This window comes from Endozoicomonas sp. ALC020 (assembly GCF_049275935.1).
Lineage (GTDB): Bacteria > Pseudomonadota > Gammaproteobacteria > Pseudomonadales > Endozoicomonadaceae > Endozoicomonas_A.
Genome location: NZ_CP184830.1, coordinates 1,585,253 through 1,604,411 on the forward strand (window position 1 = coordinate 1,585,253; position 19,159 = coordinate 1,604,411).

19 protein-coding genes are annotated in these 19,159 nt (G+C 49.3%); 6 read left to right on the top strand and 13 right to left on the bottom strand.

Annotated features, from left to right (window positions below; translation table 11 throughout):
* Positions 1-144 precede the first annotated feature (144 nt).
* The 5 genes from bioD to bioB are packed head-to-tail and all read right to left on the bottom strand — an operon-like array spanning position 145 to position 4,642.
* Positions 145-828 carry a dethiobiotin synthase gene (gene bioD, locus ACOJUO_RS05090; protein WP_422139136.1) on the bottom strand — a complete coding sequence of 228 codons (684 nt, stop codon included), beginning with the start codon at positions 826-828 and terminating at the stop codon, positions 145-147.
* Positions 821-1,639, bottom strand: coding sequence for a malonyl-ACP O-methyltransferase BioC (gene bioC / locus ACOJUO_RS05095; RefSeq protein WP_422139137.1), 819 nt, complete (start codon positions 1,637-1,639; stop codon positions 821-823). Before bioC ends, bioD begins: the two co-directional genes overlap by 8 nt.
* Complete coding sequence (locus tag ACOJUO_RS05100) at positions 1,624-2,370, bottom strand: alpha/beta fold hydrolase (protein WP_422135654.1); 747 nt, start codon at positions 2,368-2,370, stop codon at positions 1,624-1,626. Before ACOJUO_RS05100 ends, bioC begins: the two co-directional genes overlap by 16 nt.
* Entirely contained in the window at positions 2,367-3,542 is a 1,176-nt protein-coding gene (gene bioF, locus ACOJUO_RS05105; RefSeq protein ID WP_422139138.1) for an 8-amino-7-oxononanoate synthase, read from the bottom strand. The genes ACOJUO_RS05100 and bioF overlap by 4 nt, the downstream gene beginning before the upstream one ends.
* Entirely contained in the window at positions 3,542-4,642 is a 1,101-nt protein-coding gene (bioB, locus tag ACOJUO_RS05110) for a biotin synthase BioB (RefSeq protein WP_422135656.1), read from the bottom strand. Before bioB ends, bioF begins: the two co-directional genes overlap by 1 nt.
* Positions 4,643-4,806: 164 nt before the next feature.
* Here bioB and ACOJUO_RS05115 point away from each other — a divergent pair, with 164 nt between their 5' ends.
* Positions 4,807-5,499 (top strand): ComF family protein, encoded by a 693-nt coding sequence (locus ACOJUO_RS05115; protein WP_422135657.1) that lies wholly within the window; start codon positions 4,807-4,809, stop codon positions 5,497-5,499.
* 9 nt (positions 5,500-5,508) lie between these two features.
* Here the strand turns inward: ACOJUO_RS05115 and ACOJUO_RS05120 are convergent, their stop codons facing one another.
* The 3 genes from ACOJUO_RS05120 to ACOJUO_RS05130 all read right to left on the bottom strand — a co-directional run bounded on the left by ACOJUO_RS05120 (position 5,509) and on the right by ACOJUO_RS05130 (position 8,990).
* The gene (locus tag ACOJUO_RS05120; protein WP_422139139.1) at positions 5,509-6,525 is read right to left on the bottom strand and encodes a serine/threonine protein kinase; all 1,017 of its coding nucleotides are present in this window, start codon (positions 6,523-6,525) and stop codon (positions 5,509-5,511) included.
* Between the two features lie 209 nt (positions 6,526-6,734).
* The gene (locus ACOJUO_RS05125; RefSeq protein WP_422139140.1) at positions 6,735-7,718 is read right to left on the bottom strand and encodes a protein kinase domain-containing protein; all 984 of its coding nucleotides are present in this window, start codon (positions 7,716-7,718) and stop codon (positions 6,735-6,737) included.
* Between the two features lie 369 nt (positions 7,719-8,087).
* Positions 8,088-8,990 carry a protein kinase domain-containing protein gene (locus tag ACOJUO_RS05130; protein ID WP_422139141.1) on the bottom strand — a complete coding sequence of 301 codons (903 nt, stop codon included), beginning with the start codon at positions 8,988-8,990 and terminating at the stop codon, positions 8,088-8,090.
* Positions 8,991-9,142: 152 nt separating this feature from the next.
* Between ACOJUO_RS05130 and ACOJUO_RS05135 the strand changes: the two genes are divergently transcribed.
* Complete coding sequence (locus ACOJUO_RS05135; RefSeq protein WP_422135661.1) at positions 9,143-10,141, top strand: serine/threonine protein kinase; 999 nt, start codon at positions 9,143-9,145, stop codon at positions 10,139-10,141.
* A 171-nt stretch (positions 10,142-10,312) separates the two neighbouring features.
* Positions 10,313-10,531 (top strand): hypothetical protein, encoded by a 219-nt coding sequence (locus tag ACOJUO_RS05140; protein WP_422139142.1) that lies wholly within the window; start codon positions 10,313-10,315, stop codon positions 10,529-10,531.
* 457 nt (positions 10,532-10,988) lie between these two features.
* On the opposite strand, the gene ACOJUO_RS05145 is transcribed toward ACOJUO_RS05140, so the two are convergent.
* From ACOJUO_RS05145 to ACOJUO_RS05155, 3 genes are all read right to left on the bottom strand, one after another.
* Complete coding sequence (locus tag ACOJUO_RS05145; RefSeq protein WP_422139143.1) at positions 10,989-11,204, bottom strand: hypothetical protein; 216 nt, start codon at positions 11,202-11,204, stop codon at positions 10,989-10,991.
* Entirely contained in the window at positions 11,185-11,319 is a 135-nt protein-coding gene (locus tag ACOJUO_RS05150; protein WP_422135664.1) for a hypothetical protein, read from the bottom strand. The genes ACOJUO_RS05145 and ACOJUO_RS05150 overlap by 20 nt, the downstream gene beginning before the upstream one ends.
* A 114-nt stretch (positions 11,320-11,433) precedes the next feature.
* Positions 11,434-11,643, bottom strand: coding sequence for a hypothetical protein (locus tag ACOJUO_RS05155; protein ID WP_422135665.1), 210 nt, complete (start codon positions 11,641-11,643; stop codon positions 11,434-11,436).
* A 241-nt stretch (positions 11,644-11,884) separates the two neighbouring features.
* Between ACOJUO_RS05155 and ACOJUO_RS05160 the strand changes: the two genes are divergently transcribed.
* A complete protein-coding gene (locus tag ACOJUO_RS05160; protein ID WP_422135666.1) occupies positions 11,885-12,097 on the top strand; it encodes a hypothetical protein in 213 nt (70 codons plus the stop codon).
* 119 nt (positions 12,098-12,216) lie between these two features.
* On the opposite strand, the gene ACOJUO_RS05165 is transcribed toward ACOJUO_RS05160, so the two are convergent.
* Entirely contained in the window at positions 12,217-15,756 is a 3,540-nt protein-coding gene (locus tag ACOJUO_RS05165; RefSeq protein ID WP_422139144.1) for an SNF2-related protein, read from the bottom strand.
* A 216-nt stretch (positions 15,757-15,972) separates the two neighbouring features.
* Between ACOJUO_RS05165 and ACOJUO_RS05170 the strand changes: the two genes are divergently transcribed.
* Together ACOJUO_RS05170 and ACOJUO_RS05175 are read left to right on the top strand one after the other, a co-directional pair.
* On the top strand, positions 15,973-16,251 hold the full coding sequence (locus tag ACOJUO_RS05170) for a transcriptional regulator (RefSeq protein WP_422135668.1): 279 nt from the start codon (positions 15,973-15,975) through the stop codon (positions 16,249-16,251).
* Positions 16,248-17,528: a type II toxin-antitoxin system HipA family toxin gene (locus ACOJUO_RS05175; RefSeq protein WP_422139145.1), complete on the top strand. Its 1,281-nt coding sequence runs from the start codon at positions 16,248-16,250 to the stop codon at positions 17,526-17,528. Before ACOJUO_RS05170 ends, ACOJUO_RS05175 begins: the two co-directional genes overlap by 4 nt.
* Positions 17,529-17,573: 45 nt before the next feature.
* Here the strand turns inward: ACOJUO_RS05175 and ACOJUO_RS05180 are convergent, their stop codons facing one another.
* A complete protein-coding gene (locus ACOJUO_RS05180) occupies positions 17,574-18,998 on the bottom strand; it encodes a Fic family protein (RefSeq protein ID WP_422135670.1) in 1,425 nt (474 codons plus the stop codon).
* Positions 18,999-19,159: the final 161 nt, after the last annotated feature.

The window sequence follows — 19,159 nt, forward strand, 5'->3', positions numbered from 1 at the left end:
TGATCCGATGCCTGTGTTGCGAAGGATTTGCAGAGAAACCTGAACACTGGCTTTTTTATTGCGGTCACCCGGGAAGCAAGCGGCTCACTGTCTCGCTTACTGTGGTGAACTACTCGCTGCTAGGAGCGAGTAGTTCACAAAAGATCAGACAGTTAAAGGAGAGAGATCAAGACTGACTACCGCGTCACCCGCCTGTTGTTCAGAACACCAGGGGACAACGCCAAGGCAGGGCGCATGAATTGACTGCTTGAGAGCTTCAACATTTTCCTGAAAACGGCTCATATCGGGATCCACCTGATTGGCCACCCAACCCGCCAGCTGACAACCACTTTGCAAAATGGATTCGACCGTCAACAGGGAATGACTGATACATCCCAGCTTCATTCCTGCCACCAGAATCACCGGAAGGTTCATCGCCTTAGCCAGATCGGCCAGCATCTCCCGGTCGTTCAGGGGGACTCGCCAACCGCCCGCGCCTTCAATGAAAGAAAGATCATGGCGGGTCATCAGGGCCCCACGGCAAAAACCGGTCAGACGATCGACAGTGATTCGCCGACCTTCTTCCTGTGCCGCAATATGAGGGGCAATGGGTGCTTCAAAAAGAACCGGATTAACCTGTGAATAACTCAACTTGATATTCATGGCACTCATCAGGTTCAGGGCATCAGCATTTCTTGGGCCGTCTGAAGTCTCATCGGAGCCCGCAGCCACCGGTTTCAGGGCCAGTGTTTTAAGCCCTTGCTCATTGGCAGCCTGCAACATTACACAGGTGACAAAAGTCTTCCCGGCATCCGTATCGGTGCCGGTGACAAAAAACGTTCTAGGCATGGGCTGGTTTTCTTAAAATTCCGTACAACACCTGATAGGAGAGGGGTAAACCGGCGTCCGCCCGAAAAGACTCGTAGGCTTCCTGCAGTTGGGTCAACCGCCTCCGGGTTACCAAACCGGATGGCCGACCATGCACCGTATTTACCCCTAATGCTTTTAATTCTCTCAACATCTGAAACAGTTCAGGGTAGTAAAGCGTTTCAGTCTGCTGCTTAAAAGATTGCTGCCTGAAGCCTGATTCAAGCAACCACAGCCTTTGCTGTTCAAAACTGTCAAAGCCGTTGATATGGACATGACTGTCGACCTGTCGCCAGGCTTCTTGCAACTCCACCATAGTGCCACTGGCCAGGCTGGAGAAAACAAAGACCCCACCCGGTTGGAGTACCCGATAGATTTCCTTCAGCACCGTCTCAAATGAGCACCATTGAATGGCCAGGCTGGAGAACACCAGGTCAAAGCTTTCTGACTTAAACGGCAGTGACTCAATATCACCTGAACACCAGGAAGCTGAGTCGCACTGCAACCGGGCAAACTTGAGCATGCCCATGGCCAGATCCAAACCGGTTACATGGGAATCGGGGAAATGTCCGGAGAGTAACCCAGTCTGGCTGCCCGTACCTGAACCAAGATCCAATACATACTCAGGACAAATATCCGTTGGCAGCCCCATCATGGCTCTGGCTGCTACACGCTTCTGAAGCACTGCAGCGGAGTCATAAGTGGTTGCAGCGCGACTGAAATTGGCAGCAACACGTTGTTTGTTGATGCGGGCTTCTGCCCCACAATCAGCCGCTTTCAGCTTCGGTTGCATAGGCGATTAACCTGATCCGCTACCTGTCTGATGGCACCAGAGCCCTGGTCCAGGAAAAAGCAATGACCGCCTTCCATCATCAGAACTTTGTGACCCGGGTAGTCCTGCTCGATTCTCTTGCCGGTATCAATGGGCACCAGCGCATCATCCTTGCCAAAACAATGCAATACCGGACAACGGATATCAGCCAGCTGTGAACGAACGTCACTGGTACCCAGCAATTTCAGCAATTGCAGAAGAATGGTTGCTTCCAGGTCAGCGTCCCGGCGAATCGCGTTTTGCAAATGTCTGGCGACCTCTTTTCGATTGCCATTACCCATGCAGCAGAGCAGGGAAAACTGGTCAACGGTGGCCGCAGAATCTTCTTGCATTCCGGCATAAAAACTTTCAAAGGTCTGTGGCAGCATTGCTTCTGACCAGTCCTTGTTTCTGACAAAGCAGGGATTACAGCCCAGTGTCACCAGACCGGCTACCTTGTCTGGATTCTGACTGGCGTAGATAGAGGCCAAAGTGCCTCCTAAGGACCAGCCAACCAGGATGACGGGAGGGTCCAGCAAATGCATGTCGAGGTAGTCCAGCAGTTGCTTCCAGTCATATTTTCTGCGCTCCCGGACCAGGCCCGGCAGCTGCACCACAGACACTCGACCATCGCCGTCCAAAGCACTCGCCAGAGGCTCCATGACAGCTGCAGGCATCGCCCATCCACTAACCAGAACAATGGGTAAACTCACGCTACTTCCTCCTGTGATGGGCGTACTGTTCTTTCCAGTGCATGCAGTAGCTGTTCTACATGCTGTTGTTTGTGAGCTGCACTGAAGGTAATGCGTAACCTTGAAGTTCCTTCAGGAACCGTGGGGGGACGAATGGCCGTCACCAGGATACCCTGTGCTGCCAGAGCGTCACTCATGGCTACAGCGGTATCTGCAGACCCGACAATAACAGGCTGAATCGGAGAGTGCGAGTCCATCAGTTTCAGCCCCATCTGCTGGCACTCTTTTCTGAAGTATTGAACCAGCTTGTCCAGGTGCTCTCGTCTCCAGCTTTCTTCCTTCAGAATTTCAAGACTCACTCTTGTTGCCTCTGCAATGGCCGGAGGCATTGACGTGGTGTAGATATAGGTTCGGGCAAACTGGATCAGAGTTTCAATCAGGGCTTCACTCCCTGCAACGAAAGCACCTGCCGTACCAAACGCTTTACCCAAAGTTCCTACCAGGACCGGCAAGTCTCTCTGACCCAGAGAACAATGTTCAGCAACTCCGCCGCCGTTGTTACCCAGAACACCGAAGCCATGGGCATCATCCACCATCAACCAGGCATCCTGTCGATGGGCAAGTTCTGCTAAGGCTTTCAGAGGAGCCAAATCACCGTCCATACTGAAAACACCGTCAGTAACAATCAGCTTGCGCCGCCCATCGGTGCGGTTCAGCCGGGTTTCAAGGTTTGCCAGATCTTTGTGAAGATATCGTTGAAACCTTGCCCCGGATAACAAACCGGCATCCAGCAGAGAAGCATGATTCAGACGATCCTGAAAAACCGCATCCTCTTTACCCAGCAAGGCAGTGATGACCCCCAGATTCGCCATGTAGCCATTGGAAAACAGCAAAACCCGCTCACGACCGGTGAACTCTGCCAGCTCTTCTTCCAGCTGATGATGGGCACGACTATGGCCAATGACCAAATGGGAAGCGCCGCCGCCGGTACCGTAATCAGAAGTGGCCCGAGCCATGGCAGCACAGATGTCCGGATGATTAGCCAGACCCAGGTAATCGTTATTGCAGAAAGCCAGATAGGACTTGCCATCGACCACCACTTCTGCCCCCTGAGGAACCTCAAGCGTTTTCCTTGTCCGGTAAAGGCCCCGGGCCCGCCGGATTTGAAGGTCCTTCTCAAGGTCGAAAGCCATCAGGAAGCCTGCTGACCCATGGCGTCGTAATACTGTTCATTATTCAGCTCATTATTTAATAAAGAGTCCTGCTCGCGCAGAGGGCATATGGCCTCCAGCGTTTGCTCTTCCAGCCCGTTGGCGTCACCTCTGTTGATACCCAGTTTGTTGAAGAGTTGCCGGTCACGGCTCTCTTTGGGATTGGCCGTCGTGAGCAGTTTGTCACCCAGGAAGATTGAGTTGGCACCTGCCAGAAAAGCCAGAGCCTGCAGCTCATCACTCATGTTTTCACGACCGGCAGACAGGCGTACACAGGAAGCAGGCATCATGATCTTGGCAACTGCGATGGTACGAACAAAATCGATACCGTCGACAGCTTCGACATCAGCCAAGGGCGTACCTTCGACGCGAACCAACATATTTACGGGCACACTTTCCGGATGTTTGGGCAGGTTGGCCAGCTGGATCAACATACCGGCACGGTCTCTTTCTGTTTCACCCAGACCGACGATACCACCACTGCAGATATTCATTCCCGCATCACGCACATGGGCAAGGGTATTAAGACGATCTGAGTAAGTGCGAGTGGTGATGATGCTGCCGTAAAACTCTGGTGAGGTGTCCAGATTGTGGTTGTAATAATCCAGACCAGCCCGGGCCAGCTGTGCAGCCTGATCGTCATTTAACATACCCAGGGTCATACAGGTCTCCAGACCCATTTCCTTGACTCCTTTCACCATTTCCAGAATGTAGGGCATGTCCTTCTCAGGTGGGTTTTTCCAGGCAGCTCCCATGCAGAAGCGGGTCGCCCCGGAAGCTTTGGCGCGGCGGGCTTCTTCCAGAACCTTGCGCACTGCCATCAACTTTTCCTTGTTCAGTCCGGTGTTGTAGTGACCACTCTGGGGACAATATTTACAGTCTTCCGGGCAGGCACCTGTCTTGATGGACAGTAGTGTACTAACCTGCACCCGGTTGGGATCAAAATGTTCTCTGTGGGCCAGCTGAGCCTGGAAGACCAGATCATTGAACGGCATTTGAAACAGGGCTTCGACTTCGTCATGTGTCCAGTCGTGGCGAAGTTTGCTGGGACCTGAGTCCTTGAGGCTTGCAAGGTTAGTCATGTTTTTCACTGATTCTTCCGGGAAGAAGCTCTCTGTTGTAAGTCAGACCAAATATCAGAAATCAAGATCAAAAACAGGATCGATGATAATTAATTGAAACTATGCGTCAATTGTTAAAACGTAACAATATTTACAAGTGGTTAAATCTTAAACAGTTTATTTCCATGAGCTGTTTGCTGTGCCGAGCCGATACGCCGATGAATCAGCCCGTTTGCAGCCTTTGCATGAAGTCACTGCCTGTTGCAGAAAAACACTGTCAGTCTTGTGGCATTCCTGTTCCACTTAATGCTTTGGAACTCTGCGCCCGTTGTCTCCAGAAGAAACCGGTATTCGACACCTGTTATTCTGCCTTTAATTACGAGTTTCCCGTTGACCATCTTCTCAAACAGATCAAATACCATCAGCAACTGATCTACCTTCCACCTGTAGCCGATCAATTGACTCGAAATCTGATCCACCACTACGATGGCCGGGAGTGGCCTCAGGCAATACTGCCGGTTCCGCTGCACAATAAACGTCTACGGACAAGAGGCTTCGATCAGGCACTGCTGCTGGCTAGGCAACTGGTTAAAAACCTTCAGCCCTATCAGAAAATAAAATTGGAAGCCCATCTAATCAAACGACAGAAGCACACAATTCCCCAACAGGGTCTGAAGGCTTCAAAACGCAGGAGCAATATCAGGAATGCTTTCTCCATGACGGACAAGTCAAACTATCAATACCTCGCTATAGTGGACGATGTTGTCACGACCGGAGAAACAGTCACGGAAATCGCCCGACTTCTGAAAAAGCAGGGCGTGGAACGTGTCGATATCTGGTGTCTGGCGAGAACACCTGACTACCGCCAGGACCTTTAACCTCTCTTTTCAAGATCCCATGAGAAAACCCAGAACTTCGCCTGCATCAGGCCGATCCTCCGGGTTCCAGGCCAGCATTGACCTTATTAGTTTCCCATAGCGTTCATCAATAGCCTCCACCTCTTTCATTTGATCGTCCAGATACTCGTTATATCTGTCTTTCTCCATCATCACTCCACAGGTCGGTCTACAGAAAGAAAGGACACCAGAAAAGGGTCTGTCATTCGTTAACAACCTGAAAAGAATAACCCCCGCTGAAAAAATATCGGTTTTCCCGGAAAGGGTCTTGGGTCCCCGATAAAACATTTCAGGAGGTTTATGGCCTTCTGCGCAGAGTACCTTCTGCCTGGCCGGACCAGCACGCTGAGACACACCGAAATCAATGATGGAGAGTTTGTCATCGTTATCCTCATCCACTACCACATTGGCGGGTTTCAAATCCAAATGCCAGATCCCTGAATGATGCAAGTGTGCAACACCCTGCATTAGTTGCCGGGCATAGTTCTCAAACCTGGGCAGTGGTAGCCCTCTGCTCGAATCCCGATCCAAAATATTGCGAAGTGTTTCGCCAGCATAGGGCATCAATATGTTTGTGCCCTTCGTTTCAATGAGCGGCACAATATTCGGACCCTGAGCAGCTCTGAGCATCTTCTTTTCATGTTTGAGATAATTTTTAGCCAATTTGCCCTCATAGCACTTTCTCATGAGGATTTTAGGACCCTCAGGGAAATCCCAAACCTCACGCCTCACAACGAAGTAATCTTCTTTAACATACTCATCAGTTGAGTTCAGCATTTGCCCATTCACATTGGTTAGTGTTGAGCCCGACATTTGCTCATTCACGCTAACCCGCCTGAACCTGCCCAACACATAGTGATAAGCCGATGAAGCGATGTTACAGGGATTCCTGAGACAACTTTGATCAGTCGGTGAACTATTGTCGTTAGAAACAGAACTTTGAACGACTACTGTTGGCGACCCACCTTCAGTAAGATTAGGGATATGAGCATCCATTCTTATATTCATTTTTTTGTCCTTTTCCTGATTGATACGAGCTTTAGAGTCACCGAAAGTAGAAAAAGTTTTATGAAGGAGTAACGGAAAGGTCAGTAAAGCTAACCCTTTTGAGGCGAGTTTCGTAGTGGACACCAGTAGCTAACAATTATCAGCCTATTGGGTCAGGGCGATATCTTCAGATGCTTTACCGACTGGAAGGCTCATTCTTGATGTCACAGTCAGTATCTCAAGAGATCACCCAGCACCTTATCAGCATCAGGCCGGTCCTTTGGATTCCAGACCAGCATTGACCTTATTAATTGCGCATAGTGATTATCAATATCCTCCACTAGTTGCAGTCGACTATTCAGGTACTCGTAATATGAGTCTTCCTTCGCCACAAATCCCTTGTTAAGGAAATTAATAGATTGAGGAAAGAGCCTGTAATTCGTCAACAACTCAAAAAGAATAACCCCTGCTGCAAAAATATCGGTTTTCGCAGAAAGGGCCTTGTGTCCCCGACAAATCATTTCAGGAGATTTATAACCCATTGTGCCCGGATCCTTATTTTTAGCACGACCAGCACGCTGAGACAGACCGAAATCAATAATGGTGAGTTTATCTTCGCCGCTCTCATCCACTAAGACATTGGCGAGTTTCAAATCCAAATGCCAGATCCCTGAATGATGTAAGTGAGCTACACCCTGCATGAGTTGTTGGGCATAGCTCTCAAACTTGGGTCGTGGTAGCCCTCGATCCTGATCCCGAGCCAAAATACAGATAAGTGGTTCGCCTGCGAAGGGCATCAATAGGCTTTTGTCTTTCGTTTCAATAAACGGCACAATATTCGGACCCTGAGCAGCCCTGAGCATCTTCTTATCATTTATGAGAAGCTTTTTACCTGCTCTGTTGTTAAGACACTTTCTCACGTAGATTTTTCTACCCTCAGGGAGCTCCCAGGTCTCCTGCTTCAGAACGAAGCACCCACTGTAACAGAGTAATTTTGAGTCCAGCATTCGACCATTCACATGTTCATTCACATGAGTCCGCCTGAACCTGCCCAACACGAAGTGATAAGCCGATGAAGCGATGTTACAGGGATTCCTGAGACAACCTTGATCAGTCGGTGAATTATTACCGTTAGAAGCAGAACTATGAACGACTATTGTTGGCGACCCACTTTCAGTAATAGTAGGGATATGAGCGTCCATTCTTATATTCATTTTTTTGTCCTTTTCCTGATTGATACAAGCTTTAGAGTCACCAAAAGTAGAAAAAGTTTTATGAAGGAGTAACGGAAAGGTCAGTAAAGCTAACCCTTTTGAGGCGAGTTTCGGAGTAAACAACAGTAGCTAACAATGATCAGCCTATTGGGTCAGGATTCTATTTTCAGGCGCTTTACCGACTGGAAGGCTCATTATTGATGTTAAGTACCTAACCAGTTGGTTTCTCATATTCTGGACGGCGGCTTTTTCCATCCTTCTGCGTTCCAACTCTGGTTGCGTAGCTATGGCTACGCGCCCGCCGTCGTTGCGCCTTGATAGATGAAAAAATCCACTCGCCAGAATATGCGAAACCAACTGGCCAGGTACTTAGGGTCTGGATCTCATGAAGTAGCCCAGTATCTTCTTTGCATCAGGCCGATGCTGTGGATACCAGGCCAGCATCAACCTGAGTAATACGCCAAGGCTTGGGTCAATGGACTCTACCTCTTTTAATTGATCATTCAGGTACTCATAATAAAGGTCTTGCCTCACCATTACGCTCTTATCGAAGTCCTCTGGAAAAAGCTTTTTATTCATCAACATTTTGAAGAGAGAAACTCCTGCTGAAAAAATATCGGTTTTACTGGAAATAACCTCAGGTCCCTTATGAAACATTTCAGGAGGTTTATAGCCTTCTGTACATACTTCTGACCTTTCAATCGGACCCGCATACTGAGACAGACCAAAATCAATGATGGAGAGATTGTCCTGATCATCGACTACCAGATTTTCTGGTTTCAAATCCAGATGCCAGATCCCTGCATCATGCAGGTGAGCAACACCCTTCATTAACTGTCGGGCAAAAGTCTCAAAGATAGGCAGAGGCATCCTTCTATTATTAAAATGCAAAATCTCCTCAAGTGACATGCCTGCGAAGGGCATCAGTATAGTGTCGTCCTCTGTTTCAATGAGCCTGACAATATTCGGACCCTGAGCCGCTCTGAGAAGCTCCTTTTCAATCCTGAGACGCCGTTCAGCCCCTCTTGGCACAACACACTTTCTCATGTAGATATTTTGACCCACAGGGGACTCCCAGAGCTCTGAGGTCACCGAGAAGTATTCATTCTTATAGACGACTTTGGAGGCCACCATCTCCTCAGGCACGTTAATCAGCCTGAGTTTACCTAATACGTAGTAAACAGCCTTTGCAACAATGTCACAGGGATTCCGGGAACGACCCTGATCAGTCGCTAACCTGTTGCTGGGAAAAGTAGCGCTTTGAACATCCATTTCCGCTTTCCTCAAAAGACCATGAATAACTTTTAGACCCACCAAAAATAGAAATAGTTTTCTGAGAAACTGACAAAAAGGTCAGTAAACCTGACAATGCCGAGACGAGTTTCGTAGTAAACTTCAGCAGCAAACGATGATGGGAGCCTTCTATGAGTTCAGATATCCAACACCCTTATGAGCGACTGACGCCTGATCGGGTGATGGACGCTGTGGAAAGCCAGGGATACCTGTGTGACGCCAGGAACCTGGCTCTGAACAGCTACGAAAACCGTGTTTACCAGGTTGGGATTGAAGATGGCTTGCCGATTATTGCCAAGTTTTATCGCCCGGAGCGCTGGAGCCGGGAGGAGATTCTGGAAGAACACGCCTTCTCGCTGGAGCTGCAGGACATGGAATTTCCGATTGTGGCCCCCCTCCGGAACGAGAATCAGGAAACCTTACATGAATTTGAGGGCTTCCGGTTTGCCCTGTTCAAACGCATGGGAGGCTACCCACCGGAACTGGATAACCTGGATCATCTGCTGGTGCTGGGTCGTTGCATGGGAAGGTTACATAAACTGGGCTCAGCGGCACCTTTCCAGCACCGTCCGGCCATTAATCTGCAAAGATACGGCATCGACAATGTCACCTGGCTGCTGGATCATGATTTTATTCCCGCCACCCTCAGAGAAGCTTATGAAACCCTGACCCGGGACATTCTGGATCGTCTTGCGCGAATCGAAGCCCAATACCACCCGAAAATGATTCGGGTGCATGGCGATGCTCATGTCGGCAATATTCTCTGGCGAGATGATAACCCTCACTTTGTCGATTTCGACGACACCTGCATGGCTCCCGCTATTCAGGACTTATGGATGTTCCTGAGCGGTGACCGGGCCAGCCAGACCCTTCAACTGGCAGAGCTTTTGGAAGGTTATGAGGAATTTCACGAGTTTGATCCCATAGAACTCAATCTGGTGGAATACTTCCGAACCCTGAGGCTGATCAACTATTCTGGCTGGCTGGCCAAACGCTGGACGGACCCGGCCTTTCCCATGGCATTTACCTGGTTCAATACCGAGCGTTACTGGTCAGAACATATTCTGGAGCTGAGGGAACAGATGGCTAATCTGGATGAACCCGTGCTTTCAGTTTACGGGAATAGGTGAGTTGTTGATTATTGTGTCCGGAAAACAAGGTTTCATTTGCATAACCACTTGAACATGACTACGACAGCCTGTACTCCCGACACATTTTAAACCGGTAAGGCTTGCAAAGGTGTCTCTGCTCCGTCGGCCGCCCTCACTTTTGGTGCCACCACTGATTTTACGCCGTTTGACGTGTTCTCTTCCGTCATTCCCGGCTTCATTCTCGTCATTCCCGCGAAGGCGGGAATCCACACTGACTCTCCACCAGAACCATACTGCCCGGTGTCCCCCTGGCCTTGTCATCCCCGAGAAAGCAGAGATCCACCGTTGGCGCTGGATTCCCGCCTTCGCGGGAATGACGGGAGTGAGGCCGGAAATGACGGGAGTGAGGCCGGAAATGACGGGAGGTGAACCAGGGTTTTGCGACACCCTTTGTTGCGTGGGAACGAGGGGTGTATGGATATCAGAGCTTAGCTGCACTAGTCGCTGTGTTTATAGTTATCCATTAACAGGATTAAGGTGTTGCCAGAAAACAGATGGATCTTTTTGTCAATCCTCTCTTTAGTGCTGCTATTCAGGGTATTAGCCATGACTCCTGAGCCGTTCATATACAGGGCAAGGGCGTTGTAACAGCTTCTTTTAAACGAGGGGGTGAATCACTCAAGCTATAGATTCAACAATATGGCCAGAGAGGCTATGACCCCCAAAGCATTGGTCACTGGGATTGTATCCGCCGATCAAGTAGAAACCGGGTTGATATTGAAAGTCGCATTGGTAGTCGCATTGCTAATAGAAGCAGAGGACTAAGGGTCTGTCATGCAAACAGCTGAGTCAAAGTTGAACTGACCATCGACGTTGGTCAGTCCAGTCAAAGCAGTGTCTTTGGAATCATTGACAGGAGCCAGCTATTCACGATCTGGCAAAGTGTCGGTGCACTGGTCGTTGCCGGGCCGACGGTTGAACTCTCGGATTTCTGGCACTCACCTGCCAGTGGCAATGGATCAACGGCTTTCAGGGGGGAATCTTCGTTGTCTACTTTCCACAAAGTCATTCCCCGAAAGTGGTTACAGGTCAGCATACTCAATGACATCCACCAGTCGATGAGTAATCTGCTCCTGCTGCTGGGCGATGAACTTTAGCAGGTTCGGGGACTGATCCGTGGAGGGTAATGAAATCACAGGCTTGAGGCTAGACGACAAATTGGAACTTTGCCTCATGTACCGGTTTTTGAGTACTTACGGCGACTTCAATCCTGATTCGCTGTTTGGGTATATCTCTTTGCTCAGGTGCAGTAATGATAGAAATCTGCTGGGTTAATCTTCATAAACCGCCTGCTTGTCAACAAGGTGTGTGTTTCTGCCAACACGTTTTAAATCTCGCCAGTCAGCCTCTTTTGACGCCATACGCAAGGGGCGTCCATTAGAATCAATGCAGTCAATAATCTTGGATGCTGGTCGTTTGGTATGAGTGAACTCGATTGTTCCAAAAGGGGTTTTGTACTCCCCTTTGCGACCGGTAGTCATTACTGTTAACCGGTCAATCGGAATACGTAGCGCCCCTGCTTATCGAGAGCAGGCAGGCTCCTGGTGCAGCCAAGCCCTGATATCCATACAGCCCACTCGTTCCCACGCAGAGAGGCTTTCACAAAACTCTGGTTCCCATGCTTTTAGGCCCTGTGGGTCCCAGCGTGGGAACCCATACCTATCTCGCGCCTCAGAGTCCGCTGTTCAGGGGAGGAGATATGCATTCCCACGCACAGCGAGGGTGTCGCAAAACTCTCTCCGGCGTGGGAACGCGCTGACTCCCGTCATTGCCGGCTTCATTCTCGTCATTCCCGCGAAGGCGGGAATCCACACTGACTCACCACCAGAACCATACTGCCCGGTGTCCCCCTGGCCTTGTCATCCCCGAGAAGGCAGAGATCCACCGTTGGCGATGGATTCCCGCCTTCGCGGGAATGACGACTTCAGAGCGTGAGAACGAGCTGTTGAAGTTTTGCGACACCCTCACAGCGTGGGAACGAGTGGTTGGAGTTTTGCGGCACCCTCTCTGCATGGGAGCGAGAGGGGGTACATATCAGAGCTTGGTTGCACTAGTCACCCCAATGACACCAGCTCCTTGATTTCCTGGTCCGACAACTCGGTAATCCACTGTTCGCCACTGGCAACTGTCAGGTTGGCCAGTTCTTTCTTGCCCTGAATCATGGCATCGATTTTTTCTTCAAAGGTGTTTTCAGTAATCAGGCGATGCACCTGGACATTGCGTTTCTGGCCAATACGGTAAGCCCGGTCGGTGGCCTGGGCTTCTACCGCCGGGTTCCACCAGAGATCGTAGTGAATAACCTGGCTGGCCGCAGTGAGATTTAAACCGGTACCTCCGGCTTTCAGGGACAGGATCATGGCACGGGTGTGTCCATTCTTTTGAAAGTCTTCGACGATTTCGTCCCGTTTCTTCCGGGACAGGCCACCGTGCAGGAAAGGAACATCCAGAGTCATTTCCTGTTGCAGCGTATTCACCAGTAACTCCCCCATGGTCGTGTACTGAGTAAAAATAAGCACTTTCTCATCAGCATCCATAGCCTCACGCATCAGCTCCATAAACAGCGCCAGTTTTCCGGACTCTTCGACACTGGCCTGGTCGTGGTTCAGGAATTGCGCCGGTGCATTACATATCTGCTTTAACGCGTTGAGCAGTTTGAAAATAATGCCTTTGCGTTCAATCCCTTCTTCACTGGAGTGCAGGTCTTTCATAATGCTGTTAACCGTACTCTGGTAAAGGGATGCCTGCTGTTTGCTGAGGTTGCAGAAGCGGTTGCTTTCTACTTTATCTGGCAGGTCGCTGATGATGGTTTTATCCGTCTTCAGTCGTCTGAGAATAAATGGGCTGGTGAGTTTGCGAAAGCGGTCCAGGCAGTTCTGGTCACGGTCTTTCTCAATGGGGGTGGCCAGTTCTTCCTGAAACTTCTTCTGGGTGCCAAGATAACCTTTATTGGTGAAATCGAACACGCTCCAGTATTCCCGCAGGCGGTTTTCAACCGGTGTGCCGCTCATGCCAATACGGATATCGGATTTCAGCTTTTTGATGGCTTTGGTCTGCTGGGTGCCAGGGTTTTTAATGTTCTGGGCTTCATCAATGACCAATGTGCGCCAGCGTGGTTTGGCCAGTGCCGCACTGTCGGTGCGGATAAGGCCGTAGCTGGTGAGAATTACGTCATGGTCACTGATTTTTAACTGTCGTTTGCTGCCGTGATAGACCTGCACGCTTAAATCCGGGGCAAAGCGTTCAATCTCTTTGCGCCAGTTGGTCAGCAGGGAAGTAGGGGCCACCACCAGGGCTTTTTGTTGATCAAGCTGGCCGTTTTCTTGCTGGTGTAACAGCAGGGCAATGACTTGCAGGGTTTTACCCAGACCCATGTCATCGGCCAATAGTGAACCAAAACCAATGCGGGCATTTTGCGCCATCCATTCGTAGCCACGCTGCTGATAGGGGCGTAGTTCAGCATTCAGGCTTGCAGGCAGAGGTGCGGGTTCGCCTTTGAGCAGCTCTTCAAACAGTTGTCTGGCACTGTCGCCTAAATCCACTTTGGCGCCATCCAGTTCACCAGACAGTCCGGCTTTTAACAGATCGGTGCGTGACAGGGTTTCCGGTAAATTATCGAGTTTTTTAAGCAGTTGCTGCAATTTGCTGTCATCCAGCATGACGTATTGATCCAGCATTTTAACCAGACCGTCGGCGCCCTGAAGCAACTGGTTAAACTCGTTGACCTCAATGCGCTGGTCGCCCAAAGCCACTTGCCAGTTAAACTGCAAAAGCTGGTCAAGGTTCATATAACTGACGGCATTATCACTGTCACTTTTTGACAATGACAAACTGAGCTGAGGGTACACCAGCTTTTGCAGTCGTTTGGGCAGTACCAGCTGAATACCCAGCATTTGCAGGGCAGGGAGGGTTTCCCTGAATATGGGTGTGAAGGCCTGAAGTGTGTAATGCAGCGGGCGGTGTTTTTTTTGGGTCTGGTAAAGCTGTTCTATAGCAGGCATATAATCTGCCAGTAATGCCAGGTCGGTCAGCACGCTTACTTTGGTTTCAGATAATGAACCCTCCTTAAACAGTTCGGGCAGCATCAACATGGTCTGCTTCTGTTCAACCCTGATATCTACCGATAGCTGGTCAGCTATCTGGTCATCTGCTTCCGGGCTATCCACTTCTTCCACCAGCAGGTGCAGACGGTGCGCCCGCTCTCCCAGTGATAGCCGGTTTAGCCAGTTGCGAATGACCTTGGGGTAAGCCAGCGTTTCAAACTGGTTAAACAGGCAGGGTGATCTGGCAAAAAACAGACGACAGATATCTTCTTCCCAGTATTTATCGGGCGCTGCTTCCATGGCCTGTTCCATAAAGAAGCTGATGACGGCGTTGATGGCCAGATGGATCTGGGTTTGGCTGTCTGCATAATGCAGCTGAGGTTTTTTGCGGTTTTTCTGCGTTGTTTCTAATACCACGAAATCCGGTGGACACACGTCGTAGAATATCTGTAGCTGGTTTTTCACCGGTTCACTGAGCAGTGCTGGTTGCCACTGTATCAGCGTCAGGTCATCCTGTTGCATAAAGACGGCCGGAATAGAAGCATGTTGCTGCACCAGCTTGACACTCAGACGATAAAGCCATTGCCAGAGCAGGGCTTTGTGAAAATATCGGCTACGTTCAGGGCTGTGAATATTGCGTAACGATGCCAGCAGACTGATCCATTCGTTCGGTTCCGATACAGACTGTCCATTATCTTTGCTTCGGGCTGAGTGGAAACAGCCATTCTTGTCGATCACCAGCTGGGTCAGGCTGAAGTCAGCAATATCCAGCGTATTTTCCGTCGCCTGTTGTTTTTCGTATTGGCTGACATAACGGGCACTGCGTTTGTAAAAGTCAGTCAATACGGTTTTAAATTCTTTGCCATAAAACAAGGGTTTTGGTGTGAGAATGCCCTGAATCCTCTCACCCAATGGCTCAATGGTGGCCAGATCCAGCAACTCAAAGGTTGGGGTTTTTGGCAACTGCCAGTCTTCAGACACAGGCTCGTGCTGCCAGAAAGACATCACCTGTGGCGGTGTGTCGGCCTTCGCCAGGGACATGCCGGTTTGTTTTTCAATAGCTTTGGGTAAATCCATACCGTGAAGCTTGAACACCATAAACGGGTCTTTATCAATCTCATTGGCGATCAGATAGATGACGGCGGCAATATGTTTGCATGGCATTGCCCAGTCAGGACAGGAACAGCTGGCTTTCATATCATCCCAGTGTTTGGGAAACAGGGGGATGTTCTGTTTTTCCATCAACGTCAGCATCTGAGCGGGGAGTTGCCGGTTCAGTAATTTAGCGAGCAGGGCCGGGCTCTGGCTGACGGCCATTAAAATGCTTTGTTGCTGGTTGGTGGTAAAACCCGGTAGATGAACCTTGACCTTGTAGGGCCTTGGTCGTCTTCCCCGAACATCTGCATGAGTTGAGGTGCCTTTAAGCTCAATGTTGGATACCGAGCCATTACCGGCATAGCGGCGCCCACGGGGCAGACGGTTGCTGTAATCAATGCCGTTAAAGGCTAACAGCCATTGTTCGCCCCACCAGGTTTGGCCGTAGTTTGTTGCCATTAGTTTGTCATCTCAATATTTGCGTAACTGGGTCACTGTAGCGTTTTTAACAGGGTATTGCTCAATCAGGTAACGGAAAGAACTCAGTTCGTAGATGGGTTGCTCATTCTGATGATAGTTTTCTTTCAATTTGATTGGATACAGTAATGTCTAAAATCTCGTATTTTACCTAAAAGAAGCTATAATAGTATCCATATTTCATGGATGTGACTCACTATGAGCTTATTGTCATTATTAACACCCACTGATGTTCAGCAGCAGCTGGCCACTGCGGTTATGGACAGAAGAAAGGCAAAAAAATGGTCCCGACAGAGTCTGGCAGAGCGGAGTTCTGTGCCAGCATCAACGATCAAAAAATTTGAATCAACCGGGCAAATATCGTTGCGGCAGTTCATTTTGCTCTGGCAGGCGGTTGATCAGCTGGAAGCCCTGGTTGCATTGACAGAAAAAGCCGAGTCTATGCCTGCCAGTATCAGCGAGGTATTAAAAACATGAGGGTTCGAAAACTCAGTGTACATCGCAGGTTCAGTGACGGGACAAAGCATAAAGTCGGTGAGTTGGCTCAGAATCAACAGGGTATTTTCTTTCAATATGATGAGAGCTATCTCAGTCGTTTTCATAGTTTGTCTCCTTTCACCTTGCCCTTTGAAGCTACCTTGAGTCGCGGGCCCAGGCAGCCACACCAAGGGTTACAGGGAGTTTTTGCCGATTCTCTGCCTGATGGCTGGGGCTTGCTGTTGATGGATAGAGCCTTCCGACAACAGGGCATACTTCCACATCAGGTAACCCCGATGGATCGTTTGGCATTCATCGGTGAGAGAGGGATGGGTAGCCTGAGTTATACACCGGCTATGGATCATGCCACTGAGAATGATCACTCCTTATCAGACATTGCGCTGTTGGGACAGGAGGCTCAACAGGTTTTTGAAGGTGAGACTGAAGATATATTACCTGTCCTGGCTCAGGCTGGTGGTTCGGGGGGGGCCAGACCCAAGGTATCGGTATGGCTTGATTCCGATAATGCCCGCTATGTCAGCATTAAGCCACAAAGTCACCTAACCCCCTGGTTGGTAAAATTTACTGCCAAGAGTCTTCCCCTCGGGCATGAAGAAAGCCTGTGTGAAGCACTCTGGTTAACTCTGGCAAAACGAGCTGGATTGACGACACCGCAATGGCACCTTATTCATGATACTGGAAACTCTGGTGCAAAAGCCTGGCTGGCATTGAAGCGATTTGATTGTTCAGACCACCCGTCTCAGCAAGGGCATTTTCATATGCAAACACTGTGTGGTCTTATGGATGCCGATTTTCGGCAACCCTCAATGGATTATGAGGATTTGCTGAAAGTGAGCCAGATATTGTGCCAGAATCCGGCAGTGGCACAGGAGCAATTTGCCAGGGCCATGTTCAACTTGTTTGCTATGAATCAGGATGACCATACGAAAAACTGGTCTTTTTTAATGGATGACCATGGTCGTTGGTCACTGGCACCTTTTTATGACGTAACTTTCAGCCCAACACCCTACAACAACCACATGACAGCCTATATGGGATACGGTTCCCAGCCGCCACTAGAGGTCATACAGAAACTGGCCAGCCAGGCAAATTTTGCAAACTGGAATCAAGCCAGACGAGTGATCGAGCAAGTGGTTGAGTCTGTGCAAAGCTGGAGCGATCAGGCCGGATTGTTCGACATCAAGGCTGATACTCAAAAGCTGATAGGTAAACAGTTACGTGAAACCTGGCGGGCTAATAAAGGTTTATTCAGTTGAAACCAGCATCCAATCTGATCGGTCAGCCCTTGCCAGCTGATCAGTTTAACTTTCTTTTTGTACTTCCTGCCAGTGTTTAAACTGGGATGGTCTTAAACCGTAACGGGCTAATACACCTTCGTGTAAACGACGTAGTTCTTCAATAATCAGCGATGACAAATCTGAGCGTGAGGCTTCTTCAATCTCTTCTGGTAACAGGGCTTTAATCAGATCTACAGGATCGGAATCCGGAGTGAGAACTATTTCTTTAACCGTTTTTTTAACCAAGTCCCGATGTTTAAGTCGCAGGGGATCAGGCTCAGCCAGTTGTTGTTTGATCGCCAGATATTCCTGCGTTGAGCGTTCATAAGCCCATAGATAGAGATCACGTAACAATTCAATCCGGGTCATTTCATAGACGCCTAGAGTCGCACAGCTATAGGCCTGTTCCGGTACATCCAGAAAAGTAAGAGGGCAGAGATTGGCCCGGATTAATGGCAGGTTAACTGCCAGACGTGATGTTCGTTTGTTCACGTCAGCAAAAGGTTGCAGATAGGGCAGGTGGACCATCATGAAAAAAGACTGCTCAAACGGATCTTCAATCTGACTGGCTTTTTGCAACAGAATATCAAGCAGTTCACTGATAATGACTTCGCCAGCCAGTGGCCTGAAAACACTTTTACCTATTTCTACCTGATGCTGTCGAATTCGTCCTTCATCAGCAGGGTTAGGCAACAGGTTTTCGGACAGTAAACTGTGAAGGTTTAGTAGCGTAAAGCGGTTGTATGATGCGGTTTCTGCATTATCAACCAGCAACTCTATGGCTGTTTTATGATTCAGAATCATCTGTGTCTCGATAGCTGCCTTTCCCTGAGCTGCATGACCGTCTTCTATAAGCCGAACAGTATCAAGACGGCTGTAGGTATTACCCTCCAGATGACTGGATGCCCAGGATAAGTCAATCAGGAAACGGTTCAGAATTGCACGACCGTATGTACCAGCGGGTTGTGATGTTTGCTTAGTGTCGCCCATGCGCCAGAGCTGATGGCGTATGGGAGCTGATAAGTAGTAGGTGTTGTTGGGCTGGTATATGTCCAGAAATTCTCGCTGGTATCCAATGGGTTGTCGGGCTTCGACAGGTTGCTCTATATAAGACAGAATATCCTTACTGTCTGGCGACAGTGGAATAAATGCAGGAAATTCGTCAGATTGATCATTATCCTGATTTGCCTGAGATAGACTAAATACCTGATATTGCCTGCCCCGTCCCTCACCAAGAGCAGTAATCTTGCTTTCGGCCAGTAAACTGTTTAACCAGCGCTGGGTTGTTCGGCGGGTAAGATTTGGGTGAGCAGCAAGCAGTTCAGAGATAGAGACTGGCTTGTTGGCTTGCATGATAGCCTGGTATAAATCATCGAGAGTATTCATGAATGTGATGCAACTTTGAAGCTCTTTGGCGCGATTATGGCGTATTATATCTAATTGCGCCATAATTGCGCCATCGCTTTGGCGCGATTAGTAACGGAAGCTAGTCGTTTATAAAGAGGCGATCCTGAAGCTGCTTCTATCGGGCAGAGGGCAGGTTTCCCATGAAGCTCGTGATACAGAGGATGGCCTTTGATAATTTCATCTATATCATCGAGGTCAGCACA